Origin of the sequence: uncultured Jatrophihabitans sp. (assembly GCF_964246335.1) — a bacterium.
GTDB lineage: Bacteria > Actinomycetota > Actinomycetes > Mycobacteriales > Jatrophihabitantaceae > Jatrophihabitans.
Genome location: NZ_CAXTQF010000017.1, coordinates 41,275 through 56,541 on the forward strand (window position 1 = coordinate 41,275; position 15,267 = coordinate 56,541).

Consider the following 15,267-nt stretch of genomic DNA (forward strand, 5'->3'; position numbering starts at 1 on the left):
TGTGCGGTGAGCGGTGGACCCGTGCAGATAACGGACGCGGAGATCTTCGCGACCAAGCGGGTGGGCGACTACGTCGAGTTCACCGTCGTCGCGCCGGGCATCGCCGCGGGGTTCCGGCCGGGGCACTTCGTCGCGGTCGCGGTCGGCGGCGAGAACACCGCCATGGGCCTGCGCCGCGCGTTCGCGTTATGTGGGGCCACCCCGTCGGGCGCGTACGCGGGCACCGTGCAGTTCGTCGTCGCCGAGCACGGCCCGGGCACCCGGTGGCTCGTACAGCGCAAGGCGGGGGAGCGGCTCGACCTCGTCGGCCCGCTGGGCAACCCGTTCCCACTGCCGAACAACGCCTCGCCCGCGGTGCTCGTCGGCGGCGGCTACGGCACCGCCCCGCTCATCCCGCTCGCGCAGGCCCTGCTCGCCGCCGGCTCGCCGGTCGAGTTCGTGCTGGGCGCCGCCACCGTGTCCCGGCTCTACGGCGAGCTGACCGCCAAGCGGCTGGTCGGCCAGGTGACGGTGACGACCGACGACGGCTCGGCCGGCGAGCGCGGGATGGTCACCGACGTCCTGCCTGCTGTCATCGAACGGAACAACGCCGAGGTCGTGTACGCGTGCGGGCCGATGCCGATGCTGCGCGCCGTCGGCGAGGTGGCCCGGCGCAAGGCGATCCGTGCGCAGGTCGCCGTGGAGGAGTCGATGGCCTGCGGCATCGGAGTGTGCATGACCTGCGTGCTGCCGGTGCGCGGCAGCGACGGCAGGTCGCGTTTCGTGCGCTCGTGCGTCGAGGGACCGGTGTTCGACGCGCACGACGTGCGGTGGAACGACGTCGGCTCGCTGCCGCCGGACCTCGTCGGCGCCGCCGGGATGGGGGGGTAGTGACGGTGGACATGACAGCGCGGCTGGGCTCGCTGACGCTGCCCAACCCGGTGCTGACCGCGTCCGGCTGCGCCGCGGCGGGCCGCGAGCTGCACCAGTTCTTCGACGTCGCGCAGCTCGGTGCGGTGGTCACCAAGTCGATCATGCGCGAGCCGCGGTCCGGGCGGCCGACGCCACGCATGGCCGAGACGCCCAGCGGCATGCTGAACTCCATCGGGCTGCAGGGCCCGGGCATAGAGTCGTTCATCGCCAACGACCTCGCCTGGCTCGTCGCGCACGACGCGCGCACCGTCGTGTCGATCGCCGGCAGCCACACCGACGACTTCGCCGAGGTCGCGCGCATGCTCGCCGGCCACCCTGCCGTCGCGGCGCTCGAGGTCAACATCTCCTGCCCGAACGTCGAGTCGCGCGGGCAGGTGTTCGCCTGCGACGCGATCGCGTCGTCGCGCGTCATCGGCGGGGTGCGCCGCGCCGCCGATCCGGCACAACCGGTTTTCGCCAAGCTGACGCCGGACGTCACCGACATCGTGCTCATCGCGCGCGCCTGCGCCGACGCCGGCGCCGACGGCTTCTCGCTGATCAACACGCTGCTCGGCATGGTGATCGACACCGACACGCTCGCGCCCGCGCTCGGCGGCGTCACCGGTGGCCTGTCCGGCCCGGCGATCCGCCCGGTGGCGGTGCGCTGCGTCTGGCAGGTGCACCGTGCGCTGCCGCACCTGCCGATCATCGGCATGGGCGGCATCCGCAGCGGGCTGGACGCGCTGCAGTTCGTGCTCGCCGGCGCAGCCGCCGTCTCGGTCGGCACCGCGGTGTTCGGCGACCCCACCGCGCCGGTGCGTGTGCTCGACGAACTGACCGCCGCGCTGGCCGAGCGGGGCTTCGCATCGCTCGCCGACGCCGTCGGTATCGCGCACCTCGACGGTCCGGCGCGCGCCCTGCGGCTCGAGCCGGCCGCCGCCGAGGCCGCCGCCTCGTGACCGCGTTCGGTGCGCGGCTCGACACGGCACTGGACGAGCGGGGCTCGTTGTGCGTCGGCATCGACCCGCACGCCGGCCTGCTCGACGCGTGGGAGCTGCCGAACGACGTCGACGGGCTCGCCCGCTTCGCCGACCTCTGCGTGCGGGCGTTCGCCAGTTCCGCCGCGGTCGTCAAGCCCCAGTCGGCGTTCTTCGAGGTGCACGGCTCGGCCGGCGTCGCGGTGCTCGAGCGCACGGTCGCTGCCTGCCGGGACGCGGGTGCGCTCGTCCTGCTCGACGTGAAGCGTGGCGACATCGGTTCGACGATGGCCGCCTACGCGCAGGCCTACCTCGACCCGGCGTCACCGCTCGCCGCGGATGCGTTGACCGTGAGCCCGTACCTCGGCGTCGGCGCCCTCACCCCGGTGTTCGATCTCGTCGAGCGGCACGACGCGGGAGCGTTCGTGCTCGCCGCGACGTCCAACCCGGAGGGTCCGCAGGTGCAGCACGCGCGGGACTCGACCGGCCGGCTCGTCGCGCAGGTCGTGGTCGACGAGGTCGCAGCCCACAACGCCGGGGCCGCAGAGCTCGGGTCGCTCGGCGTCGTCGCCGGCGCGACGATCGAGGCCGGCGTCGTCGACTTCAGCGGTCTCGGCGGGCCGATCCTGGCGCCGGGGGTGGGCGCCCAGGGCGGTACGGCCGACTCGGTGCGAGCCGTGTTCGGCGACGCACTGCGCCACGTGCTCCCCAGCGTGTCGCGCGAGGTGCTGCGGCACGGCCCGGACCTCGCTGCGCTGCGCGGCGCGGTCGCGCGGCTCGTCGACGAGTTCGACTTCCTGCGCGCCTGACCTCAGTCGAGCCAGGCGGCCTCGACCAGCCCCACGCGCAGCACGCTACCGTCACCTGTGAAATTGCCTCACAGGAACCTGACAAAAGCGCCCGGCGGATGCGTCAAAACCGCCGCGCGGTCGGTAAGGTCGCGCCGGGCTGTGGCCCGCATGCAAGCGAACCCTCCATCCATCGTTCCCCACAGGGAAGGTCAGACAGTGACGCAGACTCTCGCGCACGATCCGGTCATCACCAAGGCCGCCGGCGACATCCTGGACCGCGGCTACGCAGTCGTGAAGCTCGGCGACATCGACGCCGGCAACCTGCGCAACGCCATCTCCACCGCCGTCCGGTTCTTCCAGCGCCCGCTCGAGGACAAGAAGCAGCACGGCAGCGCGGACCACAACTACGGCTACCGGCCGTTCGGCATCGAGTACTCCCGGGTGCCCGAGCGCCCGGACATGAACGAGTGCTTCACCCTCTGGTCGAGCCGCCTCGATCTCATCCCGAACGCGGCTGGCGTCGCCGACGTGACCGACGCGTTCCGCGACTGGCGTGATTCGCTCGCCCCGATCGTCAAGGCGATCCTCGACGAGGTGGCGAAGAACTTCGGCACCGCGGCCGCCCCGGAGTTCGAGAAGGCGTCCTACCTGCAGATCAACTACTGCCTGCCGGCACCGGCCGAGCGTGACCTGCTCCAGGACAAGCACGAGGACGGCCACATGGTCACCGTGCTGCACGCCACCGCGCCCGGGCTGGAGATCTACCACGAGGGCGAGGAGTCAGGCGAGGTCCGCCCGATGCTGCCCGCGGCGGACGAGGTCGTGATCATGCCGGGTTCGGTGCTGACCGCGCTGTCCGGCGGGAAGATCGCGCCGCTCTACCACCAGGTCCGCAACCACGGCCTGGACGACCGCCAGTCGATCATGTACTTCGTCAACCCGGAGATCGACGAGCCGCTGTTCGGCTGGATCGAGAACGGCGACGGCGAGCGCGCGGACATCCGCGAGCACGTGCAGAACGCGCCGTCGATGTTCGGCCTGCCGCCGGTCGAGGCGCTCTGAGACGGTTCCCGGCGGCCTGACTCGATACCGGGTCAGGCCGCCGATGCCGTTAAGGTGACGCCATGTCGCCCGAGCCTGATGTCATTGTCGTCGGCGCCGGCCTCGCCGGCCTGGTCGCCACCTACGAGCTGACGCGGGCCGGTCGGCGCGTCCTCGTGCTGGACCAGGAGAACCGCGCCAATCTCGGCGGCCAGGCCTTCTGGTCGCTCGGCGGCCTGTTCATGGTCGACAGTCCCGAGCAGCGCCGGCTGGGCATCAAGGACTCCTACGACCTCGCCCGCCAGGACTGGATGTCCACCGCGCAGTTCGACCGCGAGCGCGAGGACCACTGGCCGCGGCAGTGGGCCGAGGCGTTCGTGCGCTTCGCCGCGACGGAGTTCCGCGACTACGTGCACGCGCTCGGCCTGCGCATCACCCCGACCGTCGGCTGGGCCGAGCGCGGGGACGGCCGTGCCACCGGCCACGGCAACTCGGTGCCGCGCTTCCACCTGACGTGGGGCACCGGCCCCGAGGTCGTGCGCATCTTCGCCGAGCCGGTGCTCGAGGCGCAGCGGCGCGGGCTCGTCGAGTTCCGCTTCCGGCACCAGGTCGACGAGCTGATCATCGATGCCACCAGCGACGGCGCCGCGGTGGTCGGCGTGCGCGGCAGCGTCCTCGAACCCAGCGACGCCGTGCGCGGTGCGCCGTCGTCGCGCGCCGTCGTGGAGGAGTTCGAGCTGCGCTCACCGGCAGTGCTCGTCACGTCCGGCGGCATCGGCGGCAACCACGAGATCGTGCGCAAGAACTGGCCGACCGACCGGCTCGGTCCGGTGCCGGAGACGATGATCACCGGCGTGCCGGCGCACGTCGACGGCCGGATGCTGGAGATCACGGAGGGCGCCGGCGGCAACATCGTCAACCGCGACCGCATGTGGCACTACGTCGAGGGCCTGCACAACTGGGACCCGATCTGGCCCGACCACGCCATCCGCATCATCCCCGGCCCGTCGTCGATGTGGTTCGACGCCACGGGCCGCCGCCTGCCCGCGCCGTGCTACCCCGGCTTCGACACCCTGACGACGCTGCGCGAGATCCTGTCCTCCGGCTACGACTACTCGTGGTTCGTCCTCACCCAGACGATCATCGAGAAGGAGTTCGCGCTGTCCGGGTCCGAGCAGAACCCGGACGTCACCGGCAAGGACATCCGGCTGCTGCTCAAGAGCCGGGCGAGCAAGGGCGCGCCGCCGCCGGTCGAAGCGTTCAAGGAGCACGGCATCGACTTCGTCGTCGCCGACAACCTGCGCGAGCTCGTCGACGGCATGAACGCCATCGGCCGCGGCGGCGCCGTCGTCGACTACGACCGGGTGGAGCACGAGGTCCTCGCGCGGGACAGCCAGATGGGCCGCAAGTACTCCAAGGACGTGCAGCTGATGGCGATCGCCAACGCGCGGCAGTCCATCTCCGACCGGCTCACCCGCGTCGCCAAGCCGCACCGGCTGCTCGACCCCGAGCACGGACCGTTGATCGCCGTCCGGTTGAACATCCTCACCCGCAAGACCCTCGGCGGTCTGGAGACGAACCTCGACTCGCAGGTGATCCGCCCGGACGGCACACCGTTCCCGGGTCTGTACGCCGCAGGCGAGGTCGCCGGTTTCGGCGGCGGCGGCGTGCACGGATACAACGCGCTGGAGGGGACGTTCCTCGGCGGCTGCATCTTCAGCGGTCGCGCCGCCGGTCGAGCCCTGGCCCGCTGACCCGCACCTCCCGTTGATCAACAGCAGCATTGGGTCGCTGGGGTGCGCATTACCTGCTGTTGATCACCGAGGGTGGCTCAGCTGTTGGTGATGTCGTCCAGTTCGACGAGGTCGGCGGGGCTCGGCTGCCAGTTGCCGGCTGCGACGTTACGGCGGATCTGCTCCGGCGACGTCGCGCCCGCGATCACCGAGGACACCGCAGGCTGCGCCGCCAGGCCGCCGATCGCGACGTCCAGGATCTCGACGTCGCGCTGCTTGGCGAACGACTGCAGCGCCTCGACGACGTCGAACGCGGCATCGGTGAGCGTGTCCTCCATGCCCCAGTCCTTGATCCGGCTGCCCTCGCTCGCGGCCTCGCCGCGGCGGTACTTGCCGGACAGCAGGCCGCTGGCGAGCGGGAAGTAGGGCAGCAGCCCGATGCCGTACTCCTCGAGCGCCGGCACGACGTCGGCCTCGATGCCGCGCTGCAGCCAGCTGTACTCGTTCTGCGCGCTCACGAACCGCTCGTAACCGCGGGTGCGGGCCGTCCACTGCGCGTCCGCCAGCTGCCAGCCGGTGAAGTTCGACGAGCCGACGTATCGCACTTTGCCCTCGTGTACGAGGTCGTCGAGCGCGGCGAGCGTCTCGTCGATCGGCGTCTGCGGGTCGGGGCGGTGCATCTGGTAGAGGTCGATCCAGTCGGTGCGCAGCTTGCGTAACGACGACTCGACGGCGCGGCGGATGTAGCGCCGCGAACCGCGCGCACCCCAGTCCTCGCCGTTGTCGTTGCCGCGGCTGCGCACGTCGCTGCCGAACTTGGTGGCGAGCACGACGTCGTCGCGGTGCCCCTGCAGCAGCTCACCGAGACGCTCCTCGGACTGCCCGTACGCATCGGCCGTGTCGAACAGCGTGATGCCCTCGTCCAGGGCCGCATGCACGACGGCGCGGCTCGCGTCCATGTCCAGCTTCATGCCGAGGTTGTTGGTGCCCAGGCCGACGACGGAGACGACCAGCCCACTATTGCCGAGACGACGAAAGTCCATGTGTCGACCGTACCCACGCGCGGCGGCCGATAGGTTGGCCGCGTGCCCGCCCGACTGACCGTGCTCTCCGGGCCGTCGGGGGTGGGCAAGGGGACTGTCGTCGCCCGGCTGCGTGAATTGGTGCCGCAGATCTGGGTGTCGGTGTCGGCGACCACCCGCGCACCGCGGCCGGGGGAGCGGGACGGCGTCGAGTACCGCTTCGTCGACCACCCGACGTTCGAGCAGATGATCGCCGACGACGAGCTGCTCGAGCACGCGCAGTTCGCCGGCAACCGGTACGGCACACCACGCGAGCCGGTGCACGAGCACCTGGCCGCCGGCAAGCCGACGCTGCTGGAGATCGAGCTCGACGGCGCGCGGCAGGTCCGCACGACGATGCCCGACGCCCGCTTCGTGTTCCTCGAGCCACCGTCGGTGCCCGAGCTCGTGCAGCGGCTGTCCGGCCGCGCGACCGAGTCCGACGACCAGGTGCGTCGTCGCCTCGAACGTGCCGAGATCGAGATGGCCGCCGCCGACGAATTCGACCACCGGGTCGTCAACAGCGACATCGACGACGCCGCGGCGCAGGTCGCCGCGCTGGTGCTCAGCTGACGCACGGTTGCCATTTTGTTCACTCAAGGTAATCAGATCCGCCGGGACAAACCGCACATAAGCAGCTAACTTTCACTCGTGGTAACACGCGTACCAATTCGCGCCGCCGTTCGGTTGCTCAGCGTGGTCGTTCTTGCCGGCGCCCTCATCGCTGCGCCGGTGGTGAGCACCGGACCGGCTGTGCGGGCGCATGCCGCGAGCACGGTCAAGCTCACCGGGTACGGCGCCGACTCGTGCACCGCGCCGACCGAGTCGCAGATGAGCGCCTTCTGGCGCAACACGCCGTACTCGTACTGGGGCATCTACATCGGCGGGTCGGACCGCGGGTGCTCGCAGCCGCAGCTGACCAAGACCTGGGTCAGCGACATGGTCAAGATGGGCTGGGATCTGCTGCCGCTCTGGGTCGGCCCGCAGAACCCGTGCACGGCGGGGCAGGCGGCGTACTTCAGTACCAACACGACGACCGCGCGCAGCCAGGGCGTCGCCCAGGCCAAAGCGGCTTATAACGCGTGGCGCACGCTCTCCACGGCGACGGACGTACCGATCGACTACGACCTCGAGGCGCCGTCGAGCGACTCGGCGACCTGCCGCGCTGCGGCGAAGGCATTCGTCGACGGCTGGGACGCGCAGTTGCACGTCGCGCCCGCGCAGGTGGCCGGCGTCTACTCCTCGTCGTGTGCCGGGCACCTCGACGACTTCGCGGTCATCACGCACAAGCCGGACTTCATCGACGCCGCGGACTGGGACGGCAAGCCGTCCACCGGCGACGTCAGCTGCGTGAGCAGCGGGCACTGGACCCACCAGCAACGGCACAAGCAGTACCAGGGTGGGCACAACGCGACCTACAACGGCGTGACGCTGAACATCGACAGCCGCTGCTCCGACGCCGCGGTGTACGGCAACGCGAGCCGGCTCAGCACGACGCAGGCGTGCTCGCGCACCGCGAGCTCGGCCTCGACCCGCGCCGCCACGGCCGAGCTCGCGACCGCGCAGCGGCCGGTGAGCTGGCACGGCATGCAGTGGCAGGCCGGCAGTGCGCGCGCCGCGCGGCTGCTGCACCTGCCGACGACCGGCGCGAGTACCGCCGCACCGACGGTGGGCCGGGCCGCGCCGCTGTCCGCCACCGCCCTGGTGGTCCCGGTGACCGAGCCGTCCGGCGAGGCGCTCTACACGACCACCGACAACGCGCACTTCGCCCGCCGGGCAACGCTCCCGCTGCACGGCACCCGCAACCCGGGCGTGATCGCGCCGACGGCTACGCTGCCCGGCTCGCGGGTGCTGGTCGTCGACCCGGACGCCCGCCACGCGCAGGTGTGGTCGCCGACCGGCACGACGCGGTTCGCGGTGCACGGCCTACCCGGCCTGCCGGAGTCGGTGCGGTTCACCGGCATGCGGGACGGGGTCGCCGTGGTCGAGGCCGGCGGCTCGTCAAGCGGCAAGCTGGGCTCGCCGCTGCCGAAGCTGTACCGCTCCCACAACGGTGGCCGCACCTGGCGCCTCGCGCAGTAGCTTTTCGGCGGGCGGCGTCGCGCCGGTCGTCGTGTGGCGACAGTGCGGGAGTTCGTGCGGCGTGTCGCCCCGCAGCGTCGCCACGCTCCGACCGGCCAAGAGCGAGGCGGCCGGCCCGCCGGGCGCCGACTGCGCTCAGAGGGCGCGCAGGATGTCCTCCACCCGGGCCTTGGCGTCGCCGAAGAGCATCTGGCTGTTGTCCCGGAAGAACAGCGGGTTCTGCACGCCGGCGTAACCCGCGGCCATCGAGCGCTTGAACACGATCACGTTCTCCGCCTCCCAGACGTGCAGCACCGGCATGCCGGCAATGGGGCTGCCCGGCTCGTCGGTGGCCGCGGGATTCACGGTGTCGTTGGCGCCGATGACGAGCACGACGGACGTCTCCGGGAAGTCATCGTTGATCTCGTCCATCTCGAGCACGATGTCGTAGGGGACCTTGGCCTCGGCCAGCAGCACGTTCATGTGCCCCGGCAACCGGCCGGCCACCGGGTGGATGCCGAACCGCACGTCGACGCCACGCTCGCGCAGCTTCCTGGTCAGGTCCGCCACCGGGTACTGCGCCTGCGCGACGGCCATGCCGTACCCCGGCGTGATGATCACCGACGAGGCCTCGCGCAGCAGGTCGGCGGTGTCCTCGGCGTTGATCTCGCGGTGCTCGCCGTAGTCGGTCTCGTCGCCCGTCTTGGCCTCGATGCCGAACCCGCCCGCGATCACCGAGATGAACGAGCGGTTCATCGCCTGGCACATGATGTAGGACAGGTACGCGCCGGACGAGCCGACGAGCGCGCCGGTGACGATCAGCAGGTTGTTGTTCAGCAGGAAGCCCGACGCCGCGGCCGCCCATCCCGAGTAGCTGTTGAGCATCGACACGACGACGGGCATGTCGCCGCCGCCGATCGACGCCACCAGGTGCCAGCCGAGCGCCAGCGCGACCGCCGTCACCGCGACGAGCAGGCCGAGCGACGGGTGGATGACGAACACCACCGTCAGCGCCACGAACGCCGCGAGCGCACCCAGGTTGAGCGCGTTCTTGCCGGGCAGCATCAGCGGCGCCGACTTGATGCGCGCCGACAACTTGAGGAACGCCACGATCGAGCCGGTGAACGTCACCGCGCCGATGAACACGCCGATGAACACCTCGGCGTGGTGGATGCGCAGCAGGTTCTGCGCGACCTCGACCTGCGCGCCGCCCTTCGCCTCCACGGCGTAGTAGCCGTCCCAGCCGACGAGCACCGCAGCGAGGCCGACGAAGCTGTGCAGCAACGCGATCAGCTCCGGCATGCCGGTCATCTCGACGACCCGCGCGCGCCACAGCCCGATGCCCGCACCGATGATGACAGCGATGACGAGCAGCACGACGGCGACGGCCGCCACATCACGGGTCGCGTAGCCGATCGTCGCCGCCAGCGCGATGGCCATGCCGGCGATGCCGAAAACGATGCCCTGTTTGGAGGTCTCGTGCTTTGACAGCCCGGCGAGCGACAGGATGAACAACAGCGCGGCGACGATGTACGCCGCCTTCGCGATCGTCTCGGCGCTCATTTGCTGAACATCCCGAGCATGCGGCGGGTCACCGCGAACCCGCCGAAGATGTTGATGCTGGCGAGCAGGATCGCGACGAACGACAGCGCCCGGATGACGGTTCCGTGCTGGCCGATCTGCAGCAACGCGCCGACGACGATGATCCCGGAAATGGCGTTGGTGATCGACATCAACGGGGTGTGCAGCGCGTGGTGCACCTTGCCGATCACGTAGTAGCCGATGACGATCGCCAGCACGAACACCGTGAAGTTGGTGATCAGCTGGCTGGGCGCGAACGCGGTGAGCAGGAACAGCAGCACCACGCCGACGGCAACGGTTGCGTACTTGCGTTGCGGGGTGAGGCCCTTCTTGACCGACTGTGCGGGCTGGTCGGCAGGCGCCGACGCGGTCTTCGCCGCGGGTGCGGCCGACACGCTCACCGGCGGCGGCGGCCAGGTCTTCTCGCCGTCGCGCACCACCGTCATCGAGCGCTGCACGACGTCGTCGAAGTCCAGGACGACCTGCCCGTCCTTCTCCGGCGTCAGCAGCTTCATCAGATTGACGAGGTTCGTCGAGTACAGCTGCGAGGCCTGCGTCGGCAACCGGCCCGCGAGGTCTGTGTAGCCGATGATCGTGACGCCGTTGTCGGTGACGACCTCCTCGCCCGGGCGCGAACCCGCGACATTGCCGCCCTGGGCCGCGGCCATGTCGACGATCACCGAGCCCGGCGCCATGCTGGCGACGTCGGCCTCGGTGATCAGCTTGGGCGCGGGCCTGCCGGGGATGAGCGCGGTCGTGACGATGATGTCGACGTCCTTCGCCTGCGCGCTGTAGAGCGCGGCGGCGCGTTCGGCGTAGTCGGCCGACATCTCCTTGGCGTAGCCGGTGGAGCTGACCTCGGCGGTGTCGTCCTCGACGGACAGGTACTCGCCGCCCAGCGACTTGACCTGGTCCGCGACCTCCGGCCGCGGGTCGGTCGCCAGCACGATCGCGCCCATGCTGCTGGCCGCGCCGATGGCCGCGAGGCCGGCCACGCCGGCACCGGCGACGAGCACCTTGGCCGGCGGCACCTTGCCAGCGGCGGTGATCTGTCCGGTGAAGAATCGGCCGAACACGTGCGCGGCCTCGACGACGGCGCGGTACCCCGCGATGTTCGCCATCGAGCTGAGCACGTCCAGCGACTGTGCGCGCGAGATCCGCGGCACCGCATCCATCGCCAGGGCGGTGATCGGCCGGGACGCGAGCTTGTCGACCAGCTCGGGTTTCAGCGCGGGGCTGAGCAGCGCGACGAGCATCGTGCCGTCACCGAGGCGCTCGATCTCGTCGTCGTCCGGCGCGTTGACCTTGAACACGACGTCGGCGCGCCAGATGTCGGCGGCGTCGTGCGTGATCGTCGCGCCCGCCTCGGTGTAGGCGCCGTCGGTGAAGCTGGATGCCCCACCTGCGCCGGACTCGACGGTGACGTCGTAGCCCAACTTGATCAGCTGCTCGACGGACTTGGGCGTCGCGGCGACGCGGGTCTCGCCCGGCATCGACTCGCGGGGCACTGCTATCCGCACGCATGCTCCGTTCCGACCGTCGCCGCGGCGGGTGCGCGCAGGCAGCGGTGCTCGAGGGTTTGCCGCAATCTAGCCAACCGGCGGGCCGCGCGCGCGGCCGGTGTGCGGCCTGTCACTGGTAAACTCGAGCGCTGGGAAGGTCGGCAGCCGTATTCGGCAGCCAGGAGGCCCCCGCAATGCCGTCACACAGAGAGCTGCACCGTGTCTGAACCCGTCGTCACCGCCGAAGGCATCACGAACCCGCCGATCGACGAGCTGCTCGAGCGCGCGCAGAGCAAGTACGCGCTGGTGATCATCGCCGCCAAGCGGGCGCGTCAGATAAACGCGTACTACAGCCAGCTCGGTGAGGGACTGCTCGAGTACGTCGGTCCGCTGGTCGAGACCGCGCCGCAGGAGAAGCCGCTGTCGATCGCCATGCGCGAGATCAACACCGACCTCATCGAGTTCAAGCCGTCGGCCCCGCCGGCCGAGGCTCCCACCGAAGCCTGATCCACCGGATCCTGGCCGCGTGAGCCGCATCTGCCTCGGCGTCGGTGGCGGGATCGCCGCCTACAAGGCGGCCGACCTGCTGCGCAAGCTCACCGAGGCCGGGCACGACGTCACCGTCGTGCCGACGGCGGCGGCGCTGCAGTTCGTCGGCGCCCCCACCTGGTCCGCGCTCTCCCACCACCCCGTCGCGTCGGACGTCTGGACGGGCGCGGCCGACGTCGAGCATGTGCGCCTCGGCCGTGCGGCGCAGCTCGTGGTCGTCGCCCCCGCCACGGCCGATCTGCTGGCCCGCGCCGCGCACGGGCTCGCCGACGACCTGCTCACCAACGCTCTGCTGACCGCACGGTGCCCGGTGCTGTTCGCGCCGGCGATGCACACCGAGATGTGGGAGCACCCGGCCACCGTCGCCAACGTCGCCACGCTGCGCGAGCGCGGCTGCGTCGTGCTCGAACCCGCGAGCGGCCGGCTGACGGGCACCGACACCGGCAAGGGGCGGCTGCCCGAGCCCGCGGAGATCGCCGAGTTCGCGCAGCTGTTGCTTGCCGTGCCCCACGCCCTGCCGTGCGACCTCGCCGGCCGGCACGTCGTCGTCAGCGCGGGGGGCACCCGCGAGCCGCTCGATCCGGTGCGGTTCCTGGGCAATGCGTCGTCCGGGCGGCAGGGCTACGCGGTCGCGGCCGTCGCCGCGGCCCGCGGCGCGCACGTCACCCTGGTAGCGGCGAACGTCGAGCTGCCGGACCCGGCCGCCACCGACGTCGTGCGCGTGGGCACCGCGCTGGAGCTGCGCGACGCCGTGCGCAAGCACGCCGCGACCGCGGACGTCGTGGTCATGGCCGCCGCAGTGGCCGACTTCCGCCCGTCCACCGCGGCCGAATACAAGATCAAGAAGTCGGATGTCCCGCCCGCGGCCATCGAGCTGGACGAGAACCCGGACGTGCTGGCCGAACTCGTCGCCGAACGGGCCGGGGACGCCGTGCTCGTGGGGTTTGCGGCCGAGACGGGCGACGACACCGCGTCGGTGCTCGAGCACGGCCGCGCCAAGCTCGCCCGCAAGGGTTGCGACGTGCTCGTCGTCAATGCCGTCGGGCCCGGCAAGGCGTTCGGCCAGCGCGACAACGCCGGCGTGATCCTGGACGCGGCCGGCCACGAACGCGTCGTCGACCTCGGCCCCAAGCATGTGCTCGCGGCCGCACTGCTCGACGTCGTTGCGCAGCGCCTTCAAGCGCGCCGATAGACTTCGTCGCGAAAATCACCGACCAACCTCGCAGGAGTTCTTGTGGCCCGTCGCCTGTTCACGTCCGAGTCCGTCACCGAAGGGCATCCGGACAAGATCGCCGACCAGATCAGTGACTCCATCCTCGACGCCCTGCTGGCCGAGGACCCGGCGAGCCGGGTGGCCGTCGAGACGCTGATCATGACCGGCCAGGTGCACGTGGCCGGCGAGGTCACGACGTCCGCGTACGCCGACATCCCGAAACTCGTGCGCGAGCGGATCCTCGAGATCGGCTACGACTCGTCGCGCAAGGGCTTCGACGGCGAGTCCTGCGGTGTCAGCGTGTCGCTCGGCGCGCAGTCCGCGGACATCGCGCAGGGCGTCGACACCGCCTACGAGAAGCGCGTGGAATCCAGCGAGGACGCGATCGCGTCGCAGGGCGCCGGTGACCAGGGCCTGATGTTCGGCTACGCCAGCGACGAGACGCCCGAGCTCATGCCGCTGCCGATCTGGCTCGCCCACCGCCTGGCCGAGCGGCTCACCGAGGTCCGCAAGAACGGCACCGTGCCGTACCTGCGCCCGGACGGCAAGACGCAGGTCACCATCGAATACATCGACGGCAAGGCCACCCGGCTCGACACCGTGGTCGTCTCCAGCCAGCACGCCGACGACATCGACCTCGACACGCTGCTGAAGCCCGACATCGAGGAGCACGTCGTCAAGCCCGTCGTCGACGCGCTGGACATCGAAACGTCGGACTACCGGCTGTTGGTCAACCCGACCGGCCGCTTCGTCATCGGCGGCCCGATGGGCGACGCCGGCCTCACCGGCCGCAAGATCATCGTCGACACCTACGGCGGCATGGCCCGGCACGGCGGCGGCGCGTTCTCCGGCAAGGACCCGTCGAAGGTCGACCGCTCGGCGGCCTACGCGATGCGCTGGGTGGCGAAGAACGTCGTCGCCGCGAAGCTCGCGTCGCGCTGCGAGGTGCAGGTCGCGTACGCGATCGGCAAGGCCGAGCCGGTGGGTCTGTTCATCGAGACGTTCGGCACCGAGACCGTCGCGCCGGACCGGATCGCCGACGCCGTCACCCAGGTCTTCGACCTGCGGCCGGCGGCGATCATCCGCGACCTCGACCTCAAGCGGCCGATCTACGTGCAGACGGCGGCGTACGGCCACTTCGGCCGCGAGTTGCCGGACTTCACCTGGGAGCGCACCGACAAGGCCGACGAGCTGGCGAAGATCGCCAACGGCTAGCGGCGCGCGCAGCGCCCGCGTGTTCGTGCGCCGCGGGCAGGTCGTTCGCGGCGTGTCGTCGCGCACGGCGTGCAGCGTCGGCCAGCACATTCGAGATGCAGAGGCGCGAACTGTCGCTCGCCGCTGGTAAGCAGGCTTGGTGACCGCCACCCGACGTTCTTCGGCGCCGCCGAAGGCGGGGCGGGTGGCGGCTGCTGTCGATCCGGTTGCGCGGTTGATGGTCGACGTGCCGTTGCCGCACCTGGACCGGCCGTTCGACTACCTGGTGCCGACCGCGCTCGATGCCGAGGTCGCGGCCGGCTCGCGGGTGCGGGTGCGCTTCGCCGGCCGACTCGTCGACGCGTACGTGCTCGAGCGGCGCGCGGCGAGCGAGCACGACGGCAAGCTCGCGTTCGTCGAGCGAGCCGTCGGCGCGGTGCCGATGCTCAGCGCCGAGACCAGCGCGCTGTTCCGCGCCGTGGCCGACCGGTGGGCCGGCAACTTCGTCGACGTCGTTCGGCTCGGTGTGCCGGCCCGGCACGCCGCCGCCGAGTCCGCCCCGAAAACCGAGCCCGGCCCCGCGGCGGAGCTGCCCGCGGACACCGCGGACGTGCTGTTCGCCCGCTACCGCGCGGGTGCGGCGTTCCGGGCTGCGGTGGCGGGCGAACAGCAC

13 protein-coding genes and 1 pseudogene are annotated in these 15,267 nt (G+C 71.1%); 11 read left to right on the plus strand and 3 right to left on the minus strand.

The window, feature by feature from the left end; translation table 11 throughout:
• Nucleotides 1–6 precede the first annotated feature (6 nt).
• The 5 genes from ACFFCN_RS07430 to ACFFCN_RS07450 all read left to right on the plus strand — a co-directional run bounded on the left by ACFFCN_RS07430 (nucleotide 7) and on the right by ACFFCN_RS07450 (nucleotide 5,454).
• Nucleotides 7–870: a dihydroorotate dehydrogenase electron transfer subunit gene (locus ACFFCN_RS07430; RefSeq protein ID WP_375490508.1), complete on the plus strand. Its 864-nt coding sequence runs from the start codon at nucleotides 7–9 to the stop codon at nucleotides 868–870.
• Nucleotides 871–881: 11 nt separating this feature from the next.
• The gene (locus ACFFCN_RS07435; protein ID WP_375490509.1) at nucleotides 882–1,850 is read left to right on the plus strand and encodes a dihydroorotate dehydrogenase; all 969 of its coding nucleotides are present in this window, start codon (nucleotides 882–884) and stop codon (nucleotides 1,848–1,850) included.
• Nucleotides 1,847–2,677, plus strand: a complete 831-nt coding sequence (gene pyrF / locus ACFFCN_RS07440; RefSeq protein ID WP_375490510.1) for an orotidine-5'-phosphate decarboxylase — start codon at nucleotides 1,847–1,849, stop codon at nucleotides 2,675–2,677. The genes ACFFCN_RS07435 and pyrF overlap by 4 nt, the downstream gene beginning before the upstream one ends.
• A gap of 198 nt (nucleotides 2,678–2,875) precedes the next feature.
• Complete coding sequence (locus ACFFCN_RS07445; protein ID WP_375490511.1) at nucleotides 2,876–3,721, plus strand: 2-oxoglutarate and iron-dependent oxygenase domain-containing protein; 846 nt, start codon at nucleotides 2,876–2,878, stop codon at nucleotides 3,719–3,721.
• 62 nt (nucleotides 3,722–3,783) lie between these two features.
• Nucleotides 3,784–5,454, plus strand: a complete 1,671-nt coding sequence (locus ACFFCN_RS07450; protein WP_375490512.1) for an FAD-binding dehydrogenase — start codon at nucleotides 3,784–3,786, stop codon at nucleotides 5,452–5,454.
• A 77-nt stretch (nucleotides 5,455–5,531) separates the two neighbouring features.
• On the opposite strand, the gene ACFFCN_RS07455 is transcribed toward ACFFCN_RS07450, so the two are convergent.
• Nucleotides 5,532–6,476, minus strand: coding sequence for an aldo/keto reductase (locus tag ACFFCN_RS07455; RefSeq protein ID WP_375490513.1), 945 nt, complete (start codon nucleotides 6,474–6,476; stop codon nucleotides 5,532–5,534).
• A 42-nt stretch (nucleotides 6,477–6,518) separates the two neighbouring features.
• Here ACFFCN_RS07455 and gmk point away from each other — a divergent pair, with 42 nt between their 5' ends.
• Nucleotides 6,519–7,067, plus strand: coding sequence for a guanylate kinase (gene gmk, locus ACFFCN_RS07460; RefSeq protein WP_375490514.1), 549 nt, complete (start codon nucleotides 6,519–6,521; stop codon nucleotides 7,065–7,067).
• Between the two features lie 123 nt (nucleotides 7,068–7,190).
• Nucleotides 7,191–8,576: a DUF1906 domain-containing protein gene (locus tag ACFFCN_RS07465; protein WP_375490515.1), complete on the plus strand. Its 1,386-nt coding sequence runs from the start codon at nucleotides 7,191–7,193 to the stop codon at nucleotides 8,574–8,576.
• Nucleotides 8,577–8,711: 135 nt separating this feature from the next.
• On the opposite strand, the gene pntB is transcribed toward ACFFCN_RS07465, so the two are convergent.
• On the minus strand, nucleotides 8,712–10,118 hold the full coding sequence (gene pntB / locus ACFFCN_RS07470; protein ID WP_375490516.1) for a Re/Si-specific NAD(P)(+) transhydrogenase subunit beta: 1,407 nt from the start codon (nucleotides 10,116–10,118) through the stop codon (nucleotides 8,712–8,714).
• Entirely contained in the window at nucleotides 10,115–11,656 is a 1,542-nt protein-coding gene (locus ACFFCN_RS07475) for a Re/Si-specific NAD(P)(+) transhydrogenase subunit alpha (protein WP_375490517.1), read from the minus strand. Before ACFFCN_RS07475 ends, pntB begins: the two co-directional genes overlap by 4 nt.
• Nucleotides 11,657–11,857: 201 nt before the next feature.
• On the opposite strand from ACFFCN_RS07475, the gene rpoZ reads away from it, so the two are divergent.
• From rpoZ to ACFFCN_RS07495, 4 genes and pseudogenes are all read left to right on the plus strand, one after another.
• Nucleotides 11,858–12,145, plus strand: a complete 288-nt coding sequence (rpoZ, locus tag ACFFCN_RS07480; protein WP_375490518.1) for a DNA-directed RNA polymerase subunit omega — start codon at nucleotides 11,858–11,860, stop codon at nucleotides 12,143–12,145.
• A 19-nt stretch (nucleotides 12,146–12,164) separates the two neighbouring features.
• Nucleotides 12,165–13,379 (plus strand): bifunctional phosphopantothenoylcysteine decarboxylase/phosphopantothenate--cysteine ligase CoaBC, encoded by a 1,215-nt coding sequence (gene coaBC, locus ACFFCN_RS07485; protein ID WP_375490519.1) that lies wholly within the window; start codon nucleotides 12,165–12,167, stop codon nucleotides 13,377–13,379.
• 42 nt (nucleotides 13,380–13,421) lie between these two features.
• Nucleotides 13,422–14,615, plus strand: coding sequence for a methionine adenosyltransferase (gene metK / locus ACFFCN_RS07490; RefSeq protein ID WP_375490520.1), 1,194 nt, complete (start codon nucleotides 13,422–13,424; stop codon nucleotides 14,613–14,615).
• A 139-nt stretch (nucleotides 14,616–14,754) separates the two neighbouring features.
• A pseudogene (locus ACFFCN_RS07495) lies at nucleotides 14,755–15,267 on the plus strand (primosome assembly protein PriA); the annotation flags it as partial.

Excerpts from the sequence above, each read along its gene's own strand:
- ACFFCN_RS07435 (WP_375490509.1), top strand. The coding sequence starts at position 882 with ATGACAGCGCGGCTGGGCTCGCTGACGCTGCCCAACCCGGTGCTGACC.
- ACFFCN_RS07450 (WP_375490512.1), top strand. The coding sequence starts at position 3,784 with ATGTCGCCCGAGCCTGATGTCATTGTCGTCGGCGCCGGCCTCGCCGGC.
- ACFFCN_RS07455 (WP_375490513.1), bottom strand. The coding sequence starts at position 6,476 with ATGGACTTTCGTCGTCTCGGCAATAGTGGGCTGGTCGTCTCCGTCGTC.
- pntB (WP_375490516.1), bottom strand. The coding sequence starts at position 10,118 with ATGAGCGCCGAGACGATCGCGAAGGCGGCGTACATCGTCGCCGCGCTG.